This window comes from Streptomyces spiramenti (assembly GCF_012034385.1).
Lineage (GTDB): Bacteria > Actinomycetota > Actinomycetes > Streptomycetales > Streptomycetaceae > Streptomyces > Streptomyces spiramenti.
The window spans coordinates 1-21584 of sequence record NZ_JAAVJB010000072.1; the positions used below are offsets into that span (position 1 = coordinate 1).

Sequence of the window (21584 nt, forward strand, 5' to 3'; positions counted from 1 at the left end):
GGCGCGGGCGGCGGGTCGGGGCGGCCGGGCGGTCCGGTCCGGTCCGGCGTGGTGGTGGTCGGCCCGCGTCGTCACGGGACGGGGTGGCCGGGGACGGTTCAGGTGCCGTCCGCGCCTGCGGCGGCGGGGCGCGGGGTTCGGCCGGGGCAGCAGCCGACGGGGCACACGTCGTGCCACGGCCCGGACTCGCCGAGGGCGCACCTGACCGGGTGCTCGTCCCTGGCCGTCGCGGCGCGTTCCAGGACGAGGTCGCGTACGGCGGCCACGAACCGGGGATCGGTGCCGACGGTGGCGGACCGCACGGCGGGCAGCCCGATCTCGGCGGCCACCGCCATCGCCTCGGTGTCGAGGTCGTAGCGGACCTCCATGTGGTCGGAGACGAAACCGACGGGCACCATGACGACGGCCGGGGTGTCCTTGTCGCGGAGCGTCCGGAGGTGGTCGCAGATGTCGGGCTCCAGCCACGGGATGTGCGGCGGTCCGCTGCGGGACTGGTAGACGAGTTCCCAGGGGTGGCGGGTGCCGGTGGCGGCGGCGACCGCATCGGCGATGTGCCGCGCGGCCTCCAGGTGCTGGGCGACGTAGGCGCCGCCGGCGCCGTGCCCGGTGGGCGGCCCTGAGGTGTCGGCGGCGTTGACCGGGATGGAGTGGGTGCAGAAGGCCAGGTGGGCGTTGTCCCGTACCTCCGCGGGGAGTTCCGCGAGCGCGGCGATGACGCCGTCGGTCATGGTGTCCAGGAACCCGGGGTGGTCGTAGTAGACGCGCAGCTTGTCGGTCCGCGGCGGGCGGAGCCCCTCGGCGACGAGCGTCGCGCGGGCTGCCGCGAGGTCCTCCCGGTACTGGCGGCACCCGGAGTAGGAGGAGTACGCCGAGGTGACGAGGGTGAGGACGCGGCGGTGGCCCGCGTTCGTCATCTCCCGCAGGGTGTCGGTGACATAGGGCGGCCAGTTGCGGTTGCCCCAGTGGACGGGGAGATCGACACCGTGCTCGGCGAGGTCCGCGCGGATGGCGTCGAGCAGGCGGCGGTTCTGCTCGTTGATCGGGCTGACGCCGTCGAAGAGGTAGTAGTGCTCGCCCACCTCCTCGAGCCGCTCGCGCGGGATGCCGCGTCCCCGGGTCACGTTCTCCAGGAAGGGGACGACGTCGTCGGGGCCCTCCGGCCCTCCGAAGGAGAGCAGCAGGAGCGCGTCGTAGGGGGCGGGGTCGGTGGGGTGCTGCGACATACCGGCCATCCTCCCACCCGCACGCTCCGGGTCGGCGGCGCCCGGGGCGACGCGGCGCGGCAGGGCCGAGGGGTTCCGGGCGGGGCCGGCACGCGACACGCCGACGGATCGGGCGGGGCGTCAAGTCGCGCCCGCGCGGTGAAGTTCCGTGGCTCGCTTCCGCGCCCTGATGGCCCTAATGGAGTAGTCTGTCAACTCCTGGCTGCGGCCCGCCGACGACCGTTTCGGGCCCTCGTTCGCGCCGGTCACCGCATGTGGCCGGGTTGCCACCGTGTCACAGCGGTGGTTGTGGGCGCGGCCCGACACACCGGCTGCGTCGGGGTGGTTGTGGCAGGCTGCACCCGGGCAGGAGACATTCGCCCAACTGGGGCAGCGACGGGGAGTCGTCGGCCGGCACCACCCGGGAGGTTCACGTGCCCGAACTGCGTGTCGTGGCCGTCAGCAACGACGGCACACGACTGGTGCTGAAGGCTGCCGACAACACGGAGTACACACTCCCGATCGACGAGAGACTACGCGCCGCTGTCCGCAACGACCGCGCCCGTCTGGGTCAGATCGAGGTCGAGAACAACCTCCGTCCCCGGGACATCCAGGCGCGCATACGGGCCGGGGCCACCGCTGAGGAGGTCGCGGACCTCGCGGGTATCCCGGTGGACCGCGTCCGCCGGTTCGAGGGGCCCGTCCTGGCGGAGCGTGCCTTCATGGCGGAACGCGCCCGCAAGACGTCCGTCCGGCGCCCCGGTGAGTCCGCGGGCCCGATGCTGGGCGAGGCCGTCGCGGAACGGCTGATGACCCGCGGGGCGGCCAAGGAGTCGGTGCGCTGGGACAGCTGGCGCCGGGACGACGGCGTCTGGGAGGTCCTGCTGGTGTTCCTGGCGGGCGGCGAACCCCAGTCGGCCACCTGGACGTTCGACCCGCCGAGGCGGCTGGTGCAGGCCGCCGACGACGGCGCCCGCTCGCTGCTGGGCGACACCGACGAGCCGCCGGAGCCGAGCACCCCGTTCGTGCCGCGCATCGCCAGGCTGCCCCGGGACGGGGACGCCGGGCGACAGCGGGTCGGCCGCGCGCCGGGCGACGGCCTCAGCGCACCCGCCGAGCCGGACTCACTGACCAGCCTGCTGGAGGCGGTCCCCTCCTTCCGGGGTGATCTCGTCGCCCCGACCGCCGAGGTGGCCCAGCCCGAGGAGGCGGAGCTGCTGCCCGCCGAGGAGCGGCCGGCCGCGGGCGCCGGTTCTGCCTACGCCGACGTCCTGATGCCGAGGGCGGTCGCGGGCCACCGGGACCGGCTGACGGGCACCACGGACCGGCAGGCCGAGGCGGACGGCGTCCGCCCCGGACGACGGGCGGCCGTACCCAGCTGGGACGAGATCGTCTTCGGAACCCGGCGCTCCAAACCCGAGTGACCGACGGCCGGGCCGTGCCCCTCGGGGCGCGGCCCGGCCGTCGCGCGCCTCAGCCGGGGTGGGGGCCGATGGCCACGGGCCGGTCGGGGTCGGCGGTCCACTCGCTCCAGGAGCCCGGGTAGAGCGCCGCGTCGAACCCGGCGGCGGCCAGGGCGAGTACCTGGTGGGCGCCGGACACCCCCGAGCCGCAGTAGACGCCGGTCGTGGCGGCCTCGGTGACGCCGAGCTCCGCGAACCGCGCACGGAGTTCGGCCGCGGGGCGCAGCAGCCCGTCCTCCCCGGTGTTCTCGCCGGTGGGGGCGCTCAGCGCGCCGGGGATGTGGCCCCCGACCGGGTCGATGGGCTCGACTTCGCCGCGGTAGCGCTCCCCGGCTCGGGCATCGAGCAGGAGGCCGGAGCGGGCGAGCGTCGCGGCGGCTTCGGCGTCGAGGGTGGGGAGCGAGCCGGGGCGGGGTCGGAAGTCACCGGGCGCGGGCAGCGGTTCCTCGGTGGTGAGCTCACCCGGCCAGGCCGCCATGCCGCCGTCGAGGACCCGCACGTCGCGGTGCCCGGCCCACCGCAGGAGCCACCAGGCCCGGGCGGCACCCCAGCCGGGGCCGCCGTCGAGGGTGATGACGGGCGTGCCGTCCCTGACGCCCGCGCGCCGCATGGCCGCGCCGAACTCCTCGACGTCCGGCAGGGGATGCCGGCCCGCCGGGCCCGCCGGGCCGGCCAGCTCCGTGTCCAGGTCGACGTAGACGGCTCCCGGGATGTGGCCCTGCTCGTAGACAGGACGGCCGGGTGGGCCGCCCAGTTGCCAGCGGACGTCGAGCAGCGTCGGGGGCCGCCGCGTGTCCAGCTCGCTGATGAGGTCGGCTGCGGAGATGATGGCTGTCATGGGCCCATTGTCGGCCGTCCCCGGCATTCCCGGCGACGGCGCTTCCCGCACACTCGTTTACCGGGGGTCACCGGGGGCAGGTACGACACTGAGTGCCTTGGGCATCGTGGACGACGGTGGCCCCGGGCCCCTCAGGCTTGGCGAGGAGAGGCGACGATGACCGACGCAACGACCCGGCCGGGGCCAGGAATGCCCTGCTGGGCAAGTCTCATGGCCCATGATCTTCCTGCCGCGCAGCGGTTCTACGGTGAGATCTTCGGCTGGGAATACGAACAGGGGCCGAGAACTCTCGGCCCGTACGTGCGTGCGCTGCGCGACGGCGTGCCGGTGGCCGGCCTCAACGCGACGGCGAGAAGGCTCGACAGCCCCGCCTCCTGGCTGCCCCACGTCGCGGCACTCGATGCCGACCGGACCGCGAACACCGTCCGCGAGTGCGGCGGAACAGTTGCGGTGGGCCCGCTCGACGCGGCGGAGGACGGACGCACCGCGATCGCCGCGGACATCGCGGGCGCGGGCTTCGGTATCTGGCAACTGGGTGAGACCGGACGCGGCGTCACCTTCGGGCAGTCACCGGGTGCGCCGGTCTGGACCGAGCTGATCACCTCCGACGCCACCTGGGCGAGCAAGTTCTACCAGATGGTGTTCGGGTACGAGGCGCGGACGGCACGCACCGTGCCCGGTGCCGACCGGCTGACTCTGTACCTGGGGGACCGGCCGGTGTGCGGGATCCGCGGCGTGGACGGCCGGCTGCCGCACGACCGCGGCTCCTTCTGGCTGGTCTACTTCTCCGTGCCGGACGCGGACGCCTCGGCGGCACGGGTGCGGGAACTCGGCGGTGAGACCACCGAGCCGGAAGAGACGCCCATCGGCAGGTTCGTCCGGGCGACCGACCCCGAGGGTGCGCCGTTCGCGCTGCTCCAGCAGCGCCCGGCCGGCTGACGGGAGATCCGGGGCACAGGTCCGGGCCGGCTCCGGTGAACCGACCGGAGCCGGCCCGGGCCTGTGCGGCGCCCCCGCGGGGTCACGGCCGCGGGGCTGGGACCGCGGCGTCGAGCGGCAGCGTGTCGTGTGCGATGGATCCCGCGCCGGCCGAGGCGGCGGTGAGCCGCCGGCGGTGGTGGCGGCGGCAGAGCACCTCGTACCCGGTCTCGCTCCCGCCGTCGGGACCCTGCCCGATGTCCCCGATGACCACCTGGGCGCCCTCGACCACCATGCGGCCCTCGACGGTCCGCGCGTTGTGGGTGGCGCGGGCGCCGCACCAGCACAACGCCTCCACCTGGAGCGTCTCCACCCGGTCGGCGAGTTCGATGAGCCGCTGCGAACCGGGGAACAGCCGGGTGCGGAAGTCCGTGGTGATGCCGAAGGCGTACACGTCGATACCCAGGTCGTCGACGATGCGCGCCAACTGGTCGACCTGCTCCGAGGAGAGGAACTGCGACTCGTCGGTGATGACGTAGTCGGCCCTGCCCCCGGCGGTCAGGTAGCGCACCAGATGAAGGTGGAAGTCGAATCCCTCCCCTGCCTCGACGGCCTCGCTCACCAGGCCGAGCCGGGAGGAGATCCGTCCCTCCCCCGCTCTGTCGTTCCGGGTGAAGATCAGCCCGACGAGACCGCGGGCCGACCGGTTGTGCTGGATCTGGAGCGCGAGGGTGCTCTTGCCGCAGTCCATCGTGCCGGAGAAAAAGGCGAGTTCAGCCATGGATCGGCTCCGTCACGTGCGTACCTCCAGGAGCGGGACGAGCTGTTCGGCCGGCGTCACCGACCCGTGCATGCCGACCAGGGCCGACTCGTTGGGCTCGGTCCGGGTCGCGACGACCGCCGCGTAGCCGGTCATGGCGACGACGACGTCGCCGATGCGTGGGAGCACCCGGTCCTCCACCGCGCCGGGCGGACCGAACCACCCGAGTGCGACGGCCTCCTCGCGGGTCGCGACGAAGGCGGCGTCGGCGAGCACGTCCCGCCAGACGGCGTGGACGTCGGCGGTCGCGCCGGGCACCGCGTAGACGTGGCGGGCACGCCCCTCGCCGCCGAGCAGCGCCACGCCCGCGCTGAGTTCCCAGTCCTCGTCGAAGTCGAAGCGGGACTCCTCGGTGAACGGCACGTCGACCATCCCGTGGTCGCCGGTGATGTACAGCGCGGACCGGGGCGGGAGTTGTTCGGCGAGCCGCCGGGCGAGGGCGTCCACCTGGCGGAGCTGCTCGCGCCACTGCTGGGAGTCGATGCCGTGGCGGTGGCCGTTGCCGTCGAGGTCGGCGTAGTAGGTGTACACCAGCGCCCGGTCGGCCTCGGCGAGGCGGGCCGCCGCCGCGTCGACCCGGGCCGCGGGGTTCTCGCGGCCCGTCCACAGCCCGCCCGTCAGGGCGACCTGGGTGAGGGGCGTCCGCTCGAAGCGGGGCCCCGACACGTGGGCGGTGTGCACGCCGGCGGCGTGTGCGCGGGCGAAGACCGTGGGGTGGGGCTGCCAGACCCGGGGTTCGGTCCACGGCTCCCAGCGCAGCTGGTTCATCAGGACGCCGGTGTCGGGGGCGAGGACCTTGTAGCCGGGCAGGCCGTGGGCGCCGGGCGGCAGGCCCGTCCCCACCGACGCCAGGGAAGCGGCGGTGGTGGAGGGGAACCCGGTGGTCAGCGGCTCCCCCGCGCCGGCACGCGAGGTGGGCAGCAGGGAGGTCAGGAACGGGGCGAGGTGGGGATGGTCGCGCAGCGCGTGCCAGCCGAGACCGTCCACGAGGAAGACGCAGACGCGGTCGGCGGGAGGCAGCACCAGGCCGGTGCTCGCGGGCATGCCGAACCCGGCGGTGATCGCGGGCAGCAGGTCGGAGAGCGACCCGGTGCCGTACTCCGGTACGGGGGCATCCCTGGGGTCCAGCGGAACCGGATCGACCGACCCGAGCGCCGCCGCCGAGGGGTGGTGACTCACCTCGAGGACACCGCCGTGGCCTCGGAGAGGGACTGGGCGAACCGCAGGGTCTGCTGCACGGTCTCCGGCCCGTCGCCCGCCTCGCTGATGCGCAGCGAGAGGTCGTCGGCGGTGGTCGAGCCGGTGTAGCCGTGGTCCGCCTCGCAGTTGGGGTCGCCGCAGCTGGCGGGCTCCATGTCGATGCGGGACAGCGCGCCCCACCCCACGGTCAGGACGACCTCGTGCGGCGGGGTGCCGGGGCGGTAGGACTCGGGGTCGGCGACGACCCTGCTGACGACGACCGAGGAGATGCGCGACAGGCGCACCGACTCCGTGGAGGTCGAGGCGTAGGAGGCGGGCGCGGTGGAGTCGGCGGGCTGCTCGTCGGTGTGGCTGACGATGAAGCGGGTTCCGGTGAGCACCAGCACCGTGATGTGGCGGCGCACCTCGTCGCTGTCGAAGGTCGTCTCCTGGTGGACCAGGTAGGAGACCACTGCCTCACGGCCGATGGCGGCCTCGACGGCGTCGGCGACCAACGCCGGGTAGTAACCACTGCGCTCGATCGCCGCCCGCAGCCCCTGAGTGGTGGTACCGGTCTTCGCCATGCGCACCATCCTAAGGGGCCACCGGGCCGGCTACGCCCCGGACGGCGGGGGCGGTGCGCGGCTCCTCCCGGCTCGGCGTCGCGTCCCGGATCGTGTTCGAGGCCCCGCGGCGGATCGGCTCGCGGTGTCGGCCGCGCTCGGCCGCGGGGCAGCGGGGCGCCCTCTCCACCGGGCCGCGAGTCGGTCCGGGGCGTGTCGACGCGGCAGGTGGACGCGCCCCCGGCCCGTCGAGACGGCAGGTGGACGCGGCCGGGCAGCGGCGGCCCGGCGCGAGCTCCCGGGCGGACCGCTCAGTACGCGGGCAGTCGGCGCGGGCCGTAGCCGGATCGGGGCGGCGGCGGGGCGGCGCGGACGGTGGCGCCCAGCACGTGGACGCCACGCGCGGCGACGACGACCGGTTCCAGCTCCACGGCCGCCACCTGCGGGTGCTCGTCCAGCAGTCGGCCGAGGCGGGTGAGCAGCTCCTCCAGCGCGGCCGTGTCCACGGGTTGCGCGCCGCGCCAGCCGAAGAGCATGGGGGCGGCACCGATGGAGCGGATCAGCTCGCCCGCGCCGCGGTCCGTGACGGGGAGCAGCCGGTGGGCCACGTCGCCGAGGAGTTCCGACGCCGGGCCGGCCAGCCCGAAGGAGAGCACCGCGCCGGTGAGAGGGTCGGTCGCCGCGCGCACCACGGTGTCGACGCCCCGGGCGGTCATCGGCTGGACCACCGGCAGCAGCTCGGCGGGCGCGCCGAGCTGGGCACCGAGTTCCGCGTACGCGCGGGCGAGTTCGTCCTCCGAGGCAAGGTCCAGCCGGACCCCGCCGAGGTCCGGCCGGTGCCGCAGGTGCGGCGCCGTCGTCTTCAGTGCCACCGGGTAGCCGAGGCGGCGGGCCGCGAGGCGGGCCGCCGCCTCGTCGGGGGCGGGCAGCGTGGGGACGACGGTGATGCCGTAGGCGCCGAGCAGCGCCTGCGTGTCGGCGGCGGGGAGCTCCGACGCGCCGGCCGCCGCGTCGGCGGGCCCCTCGGGGGTCGGCCGTCCCACCAGCGCCGCGTTGAGGACGGCGGTGGCCACCGGGGCGTCGAGGTCGTCGAACTCCGGCACGCGGCCGGAGTCACCGGCGGAACGCACCCAGTCGGCGTGGCGCGCTGCCTGGGCGAGTGCGCGGACCGCGCGCTCGGCGGAGGGGTAGGCGGGGATGCCGTGGGTGGCCAGCTCGGTGGCGAGACCGTCCAGTGCCAGGTGGGCGACGAGGACGGGCTTGCCGACCCCGGCGTCGGCGACCGCAGCGCGCAGCGCCTCGCTGAGGGCCGCGACGTGCTCGGCGCGGCCGGACCCGGCCGGTCCGGCGGTGGACTCCTCGGTGACGGTGGGGATGGCGGTCACGAGGACGGCGTCGCTGCCGGGGTCGGCGAGCGCCTCGGCGACGGCCGCGCGGAAGTCCTCCGGCCGGGCTGCGGGCCCGAGGCCGCGGGAGGGCAGCGGTTCCAGGTGATGCGCGCGGCAGGCGTCGTGCGCGACGAGGCCGAGGGACTCGGCGTTGCCGACGACGGCGACGCGGTCGCCGGGCGGCAGCGGCTGGCGCGCGAGGAACAGGCCGGTGTCGACGAGGTCGGTGACGGTCTCCGCCTCGACGACGCCGGCCTGTCGCAGCAGCGCGGAGACGGTGGCGTGGGGGGTCCGCCCGACGGGCACGGTGTGACCGCGGGGCGGGGCGCCCCCGCTGTGGCGTCCGCCCCGGACGACCACGACCGGCCGGCCGGCCAGCGCGGCGCGGCGGGCGAGTCGGGTGAACTTCCTGGGGTTGCCCAGGGATTCGAGGTACATCAGGACGACGGAGGTGTCCTCGTCCTCGTACCAGTGCTGCAACAGGTCGTTCCCGGAGACGTCGGCACGGTCGCCGGCGGAGACGAAGTCGCTCAACCCGGCTCCGCACTGGTCGAGTTCCTCGAGGACGGCGATGCCGATCGCCGCGGACTGGGTGAACAGGCCGATGCCTCCCCGGCGGGGCAGGTAGGGGCCGAGGCTGGCGTTCAGCCGGACCGCGGGATCGGTGTTGATGATCCCGAAGGCCCCGGGGCCGATGAGCCGCATGCCGTGCGCGCGGGCCAGCCGGACCAGGGACCGCTGTCGTGCGGCGGAGTGCTCGGTCGCCAGGACGACCAGCCCGCGCACCCCGTGCTCGCCGCATTCGGCCACGACGTCGGGGAGTTGGTCGGCTGGCACGGCGAGCACCGCGAGGTCCACCGGCTCGGCGATGTCGGCGACCCGGCGGTGCGCGGGGGCGCCGCCCAGTTCGGCGCTGCCGTCGGGCAGCGCGTTGTTGACCGCGTGGACGGTGCCGGTGAAGCCACCGGCCCGGAGACGTTCCACGACGGTGCGGCCGGCGCCACCCGGGCGTCGGCCGACGCCGACGACGGCGACGCTGCCCGGGGCGAGCAGCCGGCCGACGGAACTGGCCTCGGCACGCTGCTCGCGCGCCTGCATGACCTCCAGGGACGCGGCGGTGGGCTCCAGGTCCAGGGTGAGGTGGACGGTCCCGTCGGCGAAGCTGCGGCGCTGCGAGTACCCGGCGTCCGTAAAGACCTTGATCATTTTGCCGTTGGCCGGGAGGACCTCGGCGGCGAACCGGCGGATGCCGCGTTCCCGGGCGCAGGCGGCGATGTGCTCCAGCAGGGACGAGGCGAGCCCCCGACCCTGGTGGGCGTCCTCCACCAGGAAGGCGACCTCGGCGCTGTCCGCGTCCCCGGAGGCCGCCCGGCCGCGTTCGTCGATCCGGTCGTAGCGGACGGTCGCGATGAACTCACCGCCGACGGTCGCCGCGAGCCCTACCCGGTCCACGTAGTCGTGGTGGGTGAAGCGGTGCACGTCCCGCGCGGACAGCCGCGGGTAGGGCGCGAAGAAGCGGTAGTACTTGGACTCCTCGGACACCCGCTCGTAGAAGCTCACCAGCCGGTCGGCGTCGTCGGCGGTGATCGGACGCAGCCGCGCGGTGCCGCCGTCGCGCAGCACGACGTCGGCCTCCCAATGGTCCGGGTAGGACGGTGCGGGACGGTCGGGCTCCGTGAGCGGGCGCATGGGGCCAGCGTACGGCGGTCGGACCGCTACGCGCCCGCCGTGCGGCCCGGCCGGCCGGGGAGGCGCAGACCCCGCGGTCGCCCCGGCGCGGATGTGCGGGGGGCTCGTGCGAGAGTGGCAGCGGACGAATCGCCCGAACCCTCGTGCGGGCCTGCTCACGCGACCCCCGCACGCGAACCGGAGGACACAGATCATGGCTGAGCGCCGCGTCACCATCGGCTGGCCCGAGGGCCTGCACGCCCGTCCCGCTTCGGTCTTCGTGCGCGCCGTCACCGCGTCCGGCGCGGCGGTGACCATCGCCAAGGAGGACAACCCGCCGGTGAACGCCGCCTCGATGCTGGCGGTGCTGGGCCTGGGCGCCGAGGCGGGCCAGGAAGTGGTGCTCGCGTCGGACGACGCGGGCGCGGAAGGCGCCCTCGACCGGCTGGCGAAGCTGGTCTCGGAAGGGCTGGAGGAGCTGCCCGAGACGGTCTGACCCCCGACACGGCAGCGACACGGCGACGGCCGGTCACCGCGCGACCGCGGTGGCCGGCCGTCGCCGTGTCGCCGTGGGTGGGCAGGCCTCCCCGGCCGGGCGCGGGACGTCGGCAATGCCCGGACGCTCGCCGCCGAAAGAGTGCGCCTCTGGTCCGCGCGAAAGAAGCGGAAGCATCGCCACCGACCGCCCGGAAATGCGGCACCCGCATCGGGGCGACAGCCCCGGGGATTTCCGACAGAACCGCGGAGAAATACGCGAGACATCCGGCAACGAACCGAAACACACCCCGGAAGCCGTCGTTCGCCGACAGGGAATTCAGCGAAATCGGATCCGCTGTCTCCACCGAAAGGCTATGCCCACCGCGTTACGAACGACCGCGCACCGTGTTGACGGCAGGTTTCCTGGGCGCGGGCGGCATGCCCGTCCGCTTCGCCGGCTCGACACCCCGGTGGTCGGCCGCACCCGGCGCACGGTCGAGCTGGGCCAGCACCACACCGCGCGCCCGCTCGGCGTCCCCACGGGCGATCGCGTCCACCAGCGCGCCCCGCTCCTGCCATGCCTCCGCGTCGCGCGAAGCAGGGTCCGGCGGGTGGAGCCAGGCGATCTTCCGCCGGGTCTGCACCAGCAGTGCCGCCAGCGGCGGGCTGCCGGTCGACTGCGCGACGGTCTCGTGGAACCACTCCCCCAGGGACCGCAGATCCCCGTCCTGGCCATGGCCGGAGCGCTGCCGGCCGAGCCGCACCAGACCACGCATCACCTTCAGGTGGGCCTCGGTGCGTCGCTGCGCCGCACGGGCGGCACCCAGCGGTTCCAGCAGCGCGCGGATGTCCAGCAGGTCGGCCGCCTCGCGGTCGTCCGGCCGAGCCACGCACGCGCCGGCGTGTCTGCGGGAGACGACGAACCCCTCGGACTCCAGGGTGCGCAGCGCCTCGCGGACCGGGACACGGGAGACGCCGTAGCGCTGGGCCAGTTGCTCCTCCGCCAGCCGCGTGCCCCTGGGCAGGATCCCCGCGACGATGTCGTCACGAATCGCCGCACACACCGACTGCGCCGAAATCCGCATCAACAACCCCCATGGCCGGGACGCCCCGGCGCGGGGAATCAGCGCCGAGTCACACCCGAACTGTATGACATTCATTCGGCAATTCCGACCGGGCATCGAGGTGAGCGCATTCTTTTCGGCCGCCGGGCGGGGAATGGCGACCGCCCGCGGGACGGAGCGTGGATGCGCGCGCGTGAGGAGGCGGGGCCGCGCCGGGCGGCGTGCACGACCCGGTCGGCGGCGGCAGCCGAACGGCTGGTTCCGGCCCGGTCGCGTGCCGCGCGGCGATCGCCCGGACGGGACGGCCCGGCCCGACGGTGCCCGGCGCCCGGTGCGCGGCGACCCGGTGCGCGGCCGGAGGAAAGGAGGGGGCCCGGGGACGGCGTCTGTTCGCCGTCCCCGGGCCCCGGGGCGTATCGGTGCCTTCGCTGGTGATCGGCCCTCAGGCCGTCACCACCGTGACCTCGCCGATACCCAGCTCCTTCATCGGCCCGGCGATCTGGCCGGCGTCGCCGACCAGGACCGTGACCAGACGGTCCGCGGGGAACGCGTTCACCGCGGCGGCCGTAGCCTCCACGGTCCCGGTCTCCGCGAGCCGCGCGTACAGCCTCGCCTGGAAGTCGTCCGGCAGCTGCTGGTCGACCTGGTCGGCGACGGTGGACGCCACCGCCGCAGCGGTCTCGAACCGCAGCGGCGCCACACCGACCAGGTTGCGGACCGCGACATCCCTCTCGTCGTCGGTCAGCCCCGACTCCGCAAGGGTACGCAGTACCTGCCAGAGATCGGCCATCGCCGGGCCGGTGACGTCCGTGGCGACGGACCCGCTGATCGCGAGCATCGCCGCACCGTCGCCGGCCGACGAGGACCGCAGCACCTGGGCGAACGCCCTCATGCCGTAGGTGTAGCCCTTCTCCTCGCGCAGCACCCGATCGATCCGTGAAGTGAGCGTACCGCCGAGGCAGTAGACGCCGAGGGTCTGGGCCGGCCAGACCGTGTCGTGACGGTCCGGGCCGACCCGGCCGATCAGCACCTGGGTCTGCACGGAGCCGGGCCGGTCCACGATCACCACGCGGCCGGTGTCGTCCGCGACGACCGGCGGCAACGGTGCCGTCTCCGCGGCCTGGCCCGTCCACCGCCCCAGGGTCGCGGCGAGGAGCGCGTCCGGGTCGGCGCCCGAGAGGTCCCCGACGACCACGACGGAGGCGCCCACCGGGTGGATCCACGCGGTGTAGTACGCACGGACGGCCGCCGGGTCGATCCGGGCGACCGACTCCGCCGAGCCCTGGCGGGGCCGGGAGAACCGTGAGTCCGCGGGGAACAGCTCCGCGGAGAGCGCCATCGCGGCGCGACGGGCCGGGTTCGCCAGCTCGTGGGGGATCTCGTCGAGCCGGTTGCGGACCAGTCGCTCGACCTCGGCGTCCGCCAGCGCGGGCGCCGACAGCGCCTCGGCCAGCAGTTCGAGTCCGCGCTCCAGCCGCGAGGCGGGCACCTCCAGGGAGACGCGGATCGAGTCGTGGTCGGCGTGCGCGTCCATGGTGGCACCGCAGCGCTCGAGTTCGGCGGCGAACTCCTCGGCGGGGTGGTTCTCGGTCCCCTCGCCCAGGGCCCGCGCCAGCAGGGCGGCGACGCCCTCCAGGTGCTGCGGCTCCACCGTCAGCGGGACGGGCAGGCAGACCTCGACGGCGATGACCTGCTGGCCGGGCCGGTCCACCCGCAGCACCCGCAGGCCGTTGGGCAGTTCGGAGCGCTCGGGGGCGGGGAACGCCCACGGCAGCGGCTCGCCGCCGGCGGGGCGGGGGTGGAGGTCCATGGCGGGAGTGATGGCGTCGGTCACAGCTGCTCCTTCACGTCGTCGCCGTCCTCGGTACCGTCCGCGGCGCCGGTGGGCTCGTACACCAGCGCGGCCCGGTTGTCGGACCGCAGGCGCGCCGCGGCGATCTCCCGGACCTCCTCCGCGGTGATCTCCAGCAGGCGGTCCACGGCGGTCAGTGCCAGCTTGGGGTCACCGAAGAGCACCGCGTACCGGCAGAACTCGTCGGCGCGGCCGGCCACGGTGGAGAGGCGGTCGAGCCATTCGCGCTCCAACTGGGCCTGCGCGCGCTCCATCTCGCGCTCGGTGGGGCCGTCCTCCGCGAAGCGGCGCAGCTCGTCGGCGACGGCGGTCTCGATCGCGGGGATCTCGGCGTCGCCGGACGCCTTGACGTCCAGGAAGGCGAACGAGGGGGCACCCGCGAGTCGCATCATGCCGAAGCCCGCGGTCACCGCGGTGCCGTCGCGGCGGACCAGCCGGTTGTAGAGACGGGAGGACTCACCGCCGCCCAGCACGGTGAGCGCCACGTCCGCCGCGTCGGCCTCCCGAGTGCCGTCGTGCGGCAACCGGTAGGCGGCGACCAGCGCGCGGGAGGGCACGTCCTCCTCGACCACCTCGCGGAGGTCGGCACCGATGGTCTCCGGGAGCGACCCGTCGCGCGGCGGCTGCTTGCCGTCGTGGGCGGGGATGGAACCGAAGTACTTCTCGATCCACGCCAGGGTGCGCTCGGTGTCGAGGTCGCCGACGACCGAGAGCACCGCGTTGCCCGGGGCGTAGTAGGTACGGAAGAACGCGCGGGCGTCCTCCAGCGAGGCCGCGTCCAGGTCGGCCATGGAGCCGATCGGCGTGTGGTGGTAGGGGTGGCCGTCGGGGTAGACCATCGCGGTCAGCCGCTCGAAGGCCGTTCCGTACGGGACGTTGTCGTACCGCTGCCGCCGCTCGTTCTTGACGACGTCCCGCTGGTTCTCCATGGACTCGTCGTCCAGCGCGGTCAGCAGGGTGCCCATGCGGTCCGCCTCCAGCCAGAGCGCCAGCTCCAGCTCGTGGGCGGGCATGGTCTCGAAGTAGTTGGTGCGCTCGAAGCTGGTGGTGCCGTTCAGGGAACCGCCCGCGGACTGCACGAGCTCGAAGTGCCCGTTGCCCGGGACCTGCGCCGACCCCTGGAACATCAGGTGCTCGAAGAGGTGCGCGAGGCCGGTGCGACCGGGGACCTCGTGGCGGGAGCCGACGTCGTACCAGAGGCAGACTGCGGCGACCGGGGTCTGCCGGTCCTCGGAGAGGACGACCCGCAGACCGTTGGCGAGCCGGTGTTCGGTCACCGCCGGCGGAGTGGCGGCGTTGTCCCGCCCGTCCGCGGCGTGTTGGTCGGTGGCCGTGTGGCCCATAGGTGTGGGGTCCCTTCGTTCGGTCGGTCGATCCTCCTGGCTCGCTGTCACTGTATGCGTGCCGACGGCCGATGTGGGCCACGTCGCGGTACCCGTCGACCCGCTCGGGGAAACCGCGCAACCGGGTCCCGGCGCCCTGCTGTCCGCGCGGCGGTCCACAATGGTCCGCAGCACCGCGCCGGTCGACGGGCCGGAGGTGGTGCGCCCGCCCACCCATGCCCCGAAGGAGCCGCGCCGCGATGGCCCGCCGCAGCACGAAGACCCCGCCAGCAGACGACTTCGACGAGCGCATCCTCGACATCGACGTCGTCGACGAGATGCAGGGCTCGTTCCTGGAGTACGCCTACTCGGTGATCTACTCGCGCGCGCTGCCCGACGCCCGTGACGGGCTGAAGCCGGTGCACCGACGCATCCTCTACCAGATGCACGACATGGGGTTGCGCCCGGAGCGCGCGCACGTGAAGTGCGCGCGGGTGGTCGGCGAGGTGATGGGCAAGCTCCACCCGCACGGCGACGGCGCCATCTACGACGCCCTGGTGCGCATGGCGCAGCCGTTCTCGATGCGGGTGCCGCTGGTCGACGGCCACGGCAACTTCGGCTCGCTCGGCAACGACGACCCGCCCGCCGCGATGCGGTACACCGAGTGCCGCTCGACCCCGATGGCCGGCCTGATGGTCGCGTCGATCGACGAGGACACCGTCGACTTCGCGCCGAACTACGACGGCAGCGAGCAGGAACCGGTCACTCTCCCGGCCGCCTACCCGAACCTGCTGGTCAACGGCGCCTCCGGGATCGCGGTCGGCATGGCCACCAACATGCCGCCGCACAACCTGACCGAAGTGATCGCCGCCGCCAAGTACCTGATCAAGCACCCGGGCGCCGACCTGGCGACCCTGATGCGCTTCGTGCCGGGGCCCGACCTGCCCACCGGCGGTCAGATCGTCGGTCTCGACGGCATCCGCGACGCCTACACCAAGGGCCGCGGCACCTTCCGGATCCGCGCCACCGTGGCGGTGGAGCAGGTGACGCCGCGCCGGAAGGGCCTGGTCGTCACCGAACTCCCCTTCGCCGTCGGGCCGGAGAAGGTCGTCTCCAAGATCAAGGACCTCGTCAACGCCAAGAAGCTCCAGGGCATCGCGGACGTCAAGGACCTCACCGACCGCGCCCACGGCCTGCGGCTGGTCATCGAGGTGAAGAACGGCTTCCACCCCGAGGCGGTCCTCGCGCAGCTGTACAAGCTGACGCCGATGGAGGAGTCGTTCGGCGTCAACAACGTCGCTCTGGTCGACGGGCAGCCGATCACCCTCGGCCTCAAGGAGCTGCTGCAGGTCTATCTCGACCACCGGTTCGAGGTGGTACGCCGGAGGAGCGAGTTCCGCCGGACGCGCCGCAGGGACCGGCTGCACCTGGTCGAAGGGCTGCTCGTCGCACTGCTCGACATCGACGAGGTCATCCGGATCATCCGCGCCAGCGACAACGCGGCGGCGGCGAAGGACGGACTCATCGAGCGGTTCGGCCTCTCCGAGATCCAGACCCAGTACATCCTGGACACCCCGCTGCGGCGGCTGACCCGCTTCGACAGGATCGAGCTGGAGAGCGAGCGGGACCGCCTCACCGCGGAGATCGCCGAGCTGACGGCGATCCTGGAGTCCGACGCCGAGCTGCGGAAGCTCGTCTCCTCCGAACTCACCGAGATCTCCCGCAAGTACGGCAGTCCGCGGCGCAGCGTGCTGGCAGACGCGGAGGGCGCGGTCGTCGCCGACGTCCCGCTGGAGGTGCCGGACGACCCCTGCCGCGTGATCCTCTCCTCGACGGGCCTGGTGGCCCGCACCGCCGAACCGGGCGGTGGCCTCCTGGACGGCGGCCGACGCGTCAAGCACGACGTGGTGGCCTCCGCCGTGCTCGCGACCGTGCGCGGTGAGGTCGGCGCCGTCACCTCCACGGGACGGCTGCTGCGCCTGTCGGTGGTCGACCTGCCGCTGCTGCCGGCGGAAGGCGTGAGCGACCTGTCCGCCGGGGCTCCACTGGCGGAGTTCCTGTCGCTGGCGGAGGGCGAGCGGATCGTCTGCCTGACCACACTCTCGGAGTCCTCACCCGGGCTCGCGCTCGGCACCGAGCAGGGCGTCGTCAAACGCGTGGTGCCCGACTACCCGCTGACCAAGGACGAGTTGGAGGTCATCACCCTCAAAGAGGGCGACACCATCGTCGGCGGGGCCGAGCTGCTCACCGGCGAGGAGGACCTCGTCTTCATCACCGAGGAGGCGCAGCTGCTGCGCTACCAGGCCGGCCAGGTCCGACCGCAGGGCCGCCCCGCCGCGGGCATGGCGGGCATCAAGCTGGCCGACGACGTCAGGGTGATCTCCTTCACGGTCGTGGACCCCGGCTCCGAGGCGGTGGTGGTGACGGTCGCGGACAACGACGAGACCCTGGACGAGGGCGGCGGCGCCAAGATGACCCCCTTCGACCAGTTCCCCCGCAAGGGCAGGGCGACGGGCGGTGTGCGCTGCCAGCGCTTCCTGAAGGGTGAGACCCGCCTGGAGTTCGCCTGGGCGGGGGCGCTGCCCGCGCGGGCGGCGGGCCCCGGCGGCACGGCGGCGGAGCTGCCCGGCAGCGACCCGCGCCGGGACGGGTCGGGTACGCCGCTGGCGAGGCCGATCGAGTGCATCGGGGGCGTCTCCTAGGAGTTGCGGGGGGCGGTGCGCGGCGGAGCGAGGTCGTTCCGCCGCGGACCGGCCCCCGCGCTTCGGGCGCTACCGTCGCGACGCGTCGGCGACGGACAGCTCCTCGTACGCCGTCGGGTCCTCGTACTGCGGCGGGTCCTCGTACGCCGGCGGGTCCTCGACCTCCTGGACCGGGGCCGGTGCGGACGCCTCCTCTCCCCAGGACGGGTCGCCCCCGACGGCCGGTGCACCCTGCTCCTCCGTCGGTGCTGCCTGCGGTGCCCGCTCGGTGAAGCGCAGCACGCCGTAGAGCGCCGCCGGGCCCGTCTCGTCCGGCTCGGGGCCGACGCAGGCGGCCAGTTCGGCACGGAGCGCTCCGGCGTCGAGGTCGGTGCCGATCATCACCAACCGGGTCCCCGGTGTCTCGTCCCTCCCCCACGGCGCCGGGTGGAAGCGCAGGAAACCGCCGACGGCGTGGAGGTCCCACCGCCGGTCCTCGCCACCGGCGCCCAGGTGCACCGTGCCCTTGAGCCGGTAGAGCCCGGTGGGGCGGCTGTCGAGGAAGGCCGTCAGCCGACGCGGGCTCAGCGGCGCCTCGGCGGTGAACTCGACGCTCCGGTAGGTGGCGTGCGGGTGGGCGGTGCGGTCGGCCGGCGACAGGAGGTCCTCGAAGGAGAGCTGCCCGTCGTGGTGGCTGCGGGCCCGGCCGGCCTCGCGGTCGAAGAAGAGCCCCGGGTCGACGCGCGCGTGGCGCGTGGTGATCACGGGGGCGGGGGCGGCCAGCCCGCTCACCAGCCGGAGCAGTTCCTCTCGCTCGCCCGGCGGTGTGCGGTCGACCTTGTTGAGCACGACGAGGTCCGCGACCGCCAGATGGCGGTCCAGCTCGGGGTGGCGACGGCGGGTGTCGGCGAACTCGGCGCCGTCGACGACCTCGACCAGGCCGCCGTAGACGATCCGCCGGTCCGCGCTGGCGAGGATGGTGCGGATGAGGGTCTGCGGCTCCGCGAGTCCGCTGGCCTCGACGACCACGAGGTCGATGCCCGCGGCCGGGTCCGCGAGCCGGTCGAGCGCCGTGTCCAGCTCGGCCGGGTCGACCGCGCAGCACAGGCAGCCGTTGCCGAAGGAGACCATGGCGTCCACCTGCCCGGCCACGGCCATCGCGTCGACCTCGATCGCGCCGAAGTCGTTGACCACGGCGCCGATCCGCACGCCCTCGCGGTTGTGCAGCAGGTGGTTGAGGAGCGTCGTCTTGCCGGCGCCGAGGAAGCCGGCGAGCACCAGGACGGGGATGCGGCCCCCGGTCGTGGGCCCGATCGGGCCACCGGCATCGGTCTCGTTCCGGTCGTCCCCGGGGCGGTGGTGGGGGCCGTCCTGCGGCACGTGTCGTCCTTCCTCGGCGGGCGGCGGGCGGCGACCGCGGCCGGTGGCCGCGGCGCCGTGCGGGGAGGCCAGCTTAGGCAACAGCCGGGGCCGACACGGCCGCCGCCGCAGGCGGCTCGCGCGCACCCGTCAGTCCGCGGGCACCGGCCGCGGCGGGGTGGGGCCGGTGTAGCGTGCCGCCGGGCGGATGATCTTGCCGTCCGCCGCCTGTTCCAGGACGTTGGCGCTCCACCCGACCACGCGCGCGGTCGCGAAGGTCGGGGTGAACATCTCCCTCGGGAGACCGCAGAGCTCCATGACCACGCCCGCGTAGTACTCGACGTTGGTGTGCAGCTCGCGGCCGGGCTTCAGCTCGGCGAGGACGGCCTCGACCCGTTCCTCCACGGCGACCGCGAGCTCGACCAGGTCGCCCCCGAACTCCAGCGCGATCTCCCGCAACATCCGGGAGCGCGGGTCCTCGGTCCGGTAGACGGGGTGGCCGAAGCCCATGATGCGGGCGCCCGCAAGGACCTGCTCACGGACCCAGGCGTCGGCGCGGGACGGGTCCCCGATGGCGTCCAGGGTGTCCAGGGCGCGGCTGGGGGCGCCGCCGTGCAGCGGCCCGGAGAGGGCACCCACGGCACCGGTCAGGCAGGCGGCGAGATCCGCGCCGGTGGAGGCGATGACGCGGCCGGTGAAGGTCGACGCATTGAAGCCGTGGTCGATCGTGGAGACCAGGTACCGCTCGACCGCCCGCACCTCCCGGGGCTCGGGCTCGCGCCCGCTGAGCATGTACAGGTAGTTCGCCGCATGGGAGAGGTCACCGCGGGGTTCGAGCGGGGTGAGGCCGCGCTGGAGCCGGTGGAGCGAGGTGAGCAGGGTGGGCACCACCGCGCAGAGGCGCAGCGCGTCCTCGGCGCGCTGCTCCGGGCCGAGGTCATAGACCGGCCGCATCCCGAGCGCGGCGCCGGTGACGGAGAGCGCGGAGCGCAGCCCCGCCAGCGGACCGCCGCCGGTCGCGGCCAGCGCGGGCAGCAGCGCGCGGACCGGTTCCGGCAGCTCTCGCGCGGCGGCGGTGCGCGCCGCGAACCCGGCGGCCCGGACGGCGTCGGGCAGCTCGCCGTGGACCATCAGGTACCAGACGTCCTCGAAGCTCCGCTGCTGCGCGAGGTCGACGGCCGAGTACTCCCGGTAGTGGTAGAACCCCTGGGCGCCGCGGACGTCGCCGATGGCGGTGTCCGTGACGACGACTCCGGCCAGCCCGCGGGGGACGTCGGTGTGTGCGGTGGTCATGGCTGCTCCCGGTGGTGAGTGGTGAGCCCCGACGCCCCTGCTGTCCGCGCCGCTCGTGCGACCGGTGCTGTCCGTCGCGGTGTGCGGCCCGGCGTCGACGGTCGGGCAGGTGCGCGCGGCCTGTGGCGCCCCCTCGACCCGACTGTCAACCATTGATCCAGGCAGTGTCAATATTGATTGAATCAACATTGAGAAGATGGAGTCATGACCGAGAACCCGGAGACCGGAACCCCCGGGGCGGAACGACTCAGCACCCGGCACGCGGCGGAACGACTGGGCGTGAAGCCCGAGACGGTCTACGCCTATGTCAGCCGGGGGCTGCTGCGTCGGCACCGCTCCGCCAACGGGCGCGGCAGCACGTTCGACGCAGCGGAGGTCGACGCGCTCGCGCTCTCCCGGCGGTCGGGCCGGCGGCCCGCCCCGGCCGCCGGCGTGGCGTCCCCACTGACGACGGGCATCACCCTGATCGAGGACGACCGCTGCTACTACCGGGGCGTCGACAGCTCCGCCCTGGCCGCGCGCCACGACTACGAAGAGGTCGCGCAGTGGCTGTGGACCGGCCGGCTCACACCGGGGGTCCGGTTCACTGCTCCGCCCGGCCAGATCGCCGCCGCCCGCGCCGGCGTCGCCGCGCTCCCACCGTCGGGCACCGCGGAGGACCGCCTCCACGCGGCGACGGTCGCCGCGTCGGCCGGCGACCCGCTGCGCTCCGATCTGTCACCCGGCACCGTCCACGCCACCGCCCGCGCCCTGGTCGCCACGCTGGTGGAGGCGCAACCGGAGCTCGGACCACCGCCGCCGGACGGCGCGCCACTGGCGGCCAGGCTGTGGCCACGGCTCACCCCCCGCCCTCCGTCCGCGGCGGGGCTGCGGGCGCTCGACGCCGCGCTGGTGCTGCTGCTGGACCACGACATGGCGGTCTCCACCCTCGCCGCGCGCGTCGCGGCGACCGCTCGCGCCCACCCCTACGCCGTGGCGCTGGCCGGACTCGGCGCCCTCGACGGCCCCCTGCACGGGGCGGCCGCGGCCCCGGCCCACCGGATGCTGCGCGAGACGTCGGAGCGCGACGAGGCGGGGGACGGCGCAGCCGCCGTGGTCGGGACCCGGCTCCGCGAGGGCGCCCGCGTCCCCGGCATCGGTCATCTGCTCTACCGCCGCAGGGACCCCCGGGCAGAAACCCTCTTCGGCCTGTTGGAGGCGGTTCCCGAGGCCGCCGGGGCGCTGGACGCCTCCCGGAGGATCGTGACCGCCGCCGGGCGCCACCGGCCGGCCTTCGGCAACGTCGACCTCGCGCTGGCGGTGCTCTCCGTGGGCTGCGGCATGCAGCCGGAGGCCGGCCAGGTCGTCTTCGCGGTGGCACGTACCAGCGGCTGGGTGGCGCACGCCCTGGAGGAGTACACCGAGCCCGCCATGCGGCTGCGCCCCAGCGGGCAGTACCGCGGCCCACGCCCGCCGCGGCCCGTGCCCTGACCCCGCCGGGCCCGGCGGGGTCAGGGC

At 74.4% G+C, this 21584-nt stretch carries 16 protein-coding genes; 5 read left to right on the forward strand and 11 right to left on the reverse strand.

The annotated features are described in order from the left end of the window. Positions 1-98: 98 nt before the first annotated feature. Entirely contained in the window at positions 99-1223 is a 1125-nt protein-coding gene (locus HCJ92_RS11270; protein ID WP_275942283.1) for a ferrochelatase, read from the reverse strand. Positions 1224-1636: 413 nt separating this feature from the next. Between HCJ92_RS11270 and sepH the strand changes: the two genes are divergently transcribed. Then, a complete protein-coding gene (gene sepH, locus HCJ92_RS11275) occupies positions 1637-2626 on the forward strand; it encodes a septation protein SepH (RefSeq protein ID WP_167933372.1) in 990 nt (329 codons plus the stop codon). A gap of 49 nt (positions 2627-2675) precedes the next feature. Here the strand turns inward: sepH and HCJ92_RS11280 are convergent, their stop codons facing one another. Then, positions 2676-3503, reverse strand: coding sequence for a sulfurtransferase (locus HCJ92_RS11280; protein WP_167933373.1), 828 nt, complete (start codon positions 3501-3503; stop codon positions 2676-2678). 156 nt (positions 3504-3659) lie between these two features. On the opposite strand from HCJ92_RS11280, the gene HCJ92_RS11285 reads away from it, so the two are divergent. Next, entirely contained in the window at positions 3660-4442 is a 783-nt protein-coding gene (locus tag HCJ92_RS11285; RefSeq protein WP_245240788.1) for a VOC family protein, read from the forward strand. A gap of 82 nt (positions 4443-4524) precedes the next feature. On the opposite strand, the gene HCJ92_RS11290 is transcribed toward HCJ92_RS11285, so the two are convergent. The 4 genes from HCJ92_RS11290 to HCJ92_RS11300 all read right to left on the reverse strand — a co-directional run bounded on the left by HCJ92_RS11290 (position 4525) and on the right by HCJ92_RS11300 (position 10060). Further along, positions 4525-5202 carry a thymidine kinase gene (locus tag HCJ92_RS11290; protein ID WP_167933374.1) on the reverse strand — a complete coding sequence of 226 codons (678 nt, stop codon included), beginning with the start codon at positions 5200-5202 and terminating at the stop codon, positions 4525-4527. Positions 5203-5214: 12 nt separating this feature from the next. Beyond that, positions 5215-6420: an alkaline phosphatase family protein gene (locus HCJ92_RS11295; RefSeq protein WP_338054125.1), complete on the reverse strand. Its 1206-nt coding sequence runs from the start codon at positions 6418-6420 to the stop codon at positions 5215-5217. Further along, positions 6417-7004 (reverse strand): DUF5998 family protein, encoded by a 588-nt coding sequence (locus HCJ92_RS24900; RefSeq protein ID WP_168086247.1) that lies wholly within the window; start codon positions 7002-7004, stop codon positions 6417-6419. The genes HCJ92_RS11295 and HCJ92_RS24900 overlap by 4 nt, the downstream gene beginning before the upstream one ends. 290 nt (positions 7005-7294) lie before the next feature. Continuing rightward, a complete protein-coding gene (locus tag HCJ92_RS11300; protein ID WP_167933375.1) occupies positions 7295-10060 on the reverse strand; it encodes a bifunctional acetate--CoA ligase family protein/GNAT family N-acetyltransferase in 2766 nt (921 codons plus the stop codon). A gap of 193 nt (positions 10061-10253) precedes the next feature. On the opposite strand from HCJ92_RS11300, the gene HCJ92_RS11305 reads away from it, so the two are divergent. After that, entirely contained in the window at positions 10254-10535 is a 282-nt protein-coding gene (locus tag HCJ92_RS11305) for an HPr family phosphocarrier protein (RefSeq protein ID WP_167933376.1), read from the forward strand. 367 nt (positions 10536-10902) lie between these two features. Here HCJ92_RS11305 and HCJ92_RS11310 read toward each other — a convergent pair whose 3' ends face one another. The 3 genes from HCJ92_RS11310 to HCJ92_RS11320 form a co-directional block, all read right to left on the reverse strand. Further along, on the reverse strand, positions 10903-11601 hold the full coding sequence (locus HCJ92_RS11310) for a GntR family transcriptional regulator (RefSeq protein WP_167933377.1): 699 nt from the start codon (positions 11599-11601) through the stop codon (positions 10903-10905). 421 nt (positions 11602-12022) lie between these two features. Continuing rightward, positions 12023-13390: a M16 family metallopeptidase gene (locus tag HCJ92_RS11315; protein WP_209310995.1), complete on the reverse strand. Its 1368-nt coding sequence runs from the start codon at positions 13388-13390 to the stop codon at positions 12023-12025. Positions 13391-13410: 20 nt separating this feature from the next. After that, positions 13411-14775, reverse strand: coding sequence for a M16 family metallopeptidase (locus HCJ92_RS11320; protein WP_167933379.1), 1365 nt, complete (start codon positions 14773-14775; stop codon positions 13411-13413). Between the two features lie 239 nt (positions 14776-15014). On the opposite strand from HCJ92_RS11320, the gene HCJ92_RS11325 reads away from it, so the two are divergent. After that, positions 15015-17456, forward strand: coding sequence for a DNA gyrase/topoisomerase IV subunit A (locus tag HCJ92_RS11325; RefSeq protein WP_167933380.1), 2442 nt, complete (start codon positions 15015-15017; stop codon positions 17454-17456). Between the two features lie 69 nt (positions 17457-17525). Here HCJ92_RS11325 and HCJ92_RS11330 read toward each other — a convergent pair whose 3' ends face one another. Together HCJ92_RS11330 and HCJ92_RS11335 are read right to left on the reverse strand one after the other, a co-directional pair. Continuing rightward, positions 17526-18749 (reverse strand): GTP-binding protein, encoded by a 1224-nt coding sequence (locus HCJ92_RS11330; protein ID WP_167933385.1) that lies wholly within the window; start codon positions 18747-18749, stop codon positions 17526-17528. Between the two features lie 195 nt (positions 18750-18944). Continuing rightward, positions 18945-20087: a citrate synthase gene (locus HCJ92_RS11335; RefSeq protein ID WP_167933381.1), complete on the reverse strand. Its 1143-nt coding sequence runs from the start codon at positions 20085-20087 to the stop codon at positions 18945-18947. 204 nt (positions 20088-20291) lie between these two features. Between HCJ92_RS11335 and HCJ92_RS11340 the strand changes: the two genes are divergently transcribed. After that, on the forward strand, positions 20292-21557 hold the full coding sequence (locus HCJ92_RS11340; protein ID WP_167933382.1) for a citrate synthase: 1266 nt from the start codon (positions 20292-20294) through the stop codon (positions 21555-21557). The last annotated feature ends 27 nt before the right edge of the window (positions 21558-21584 follow it).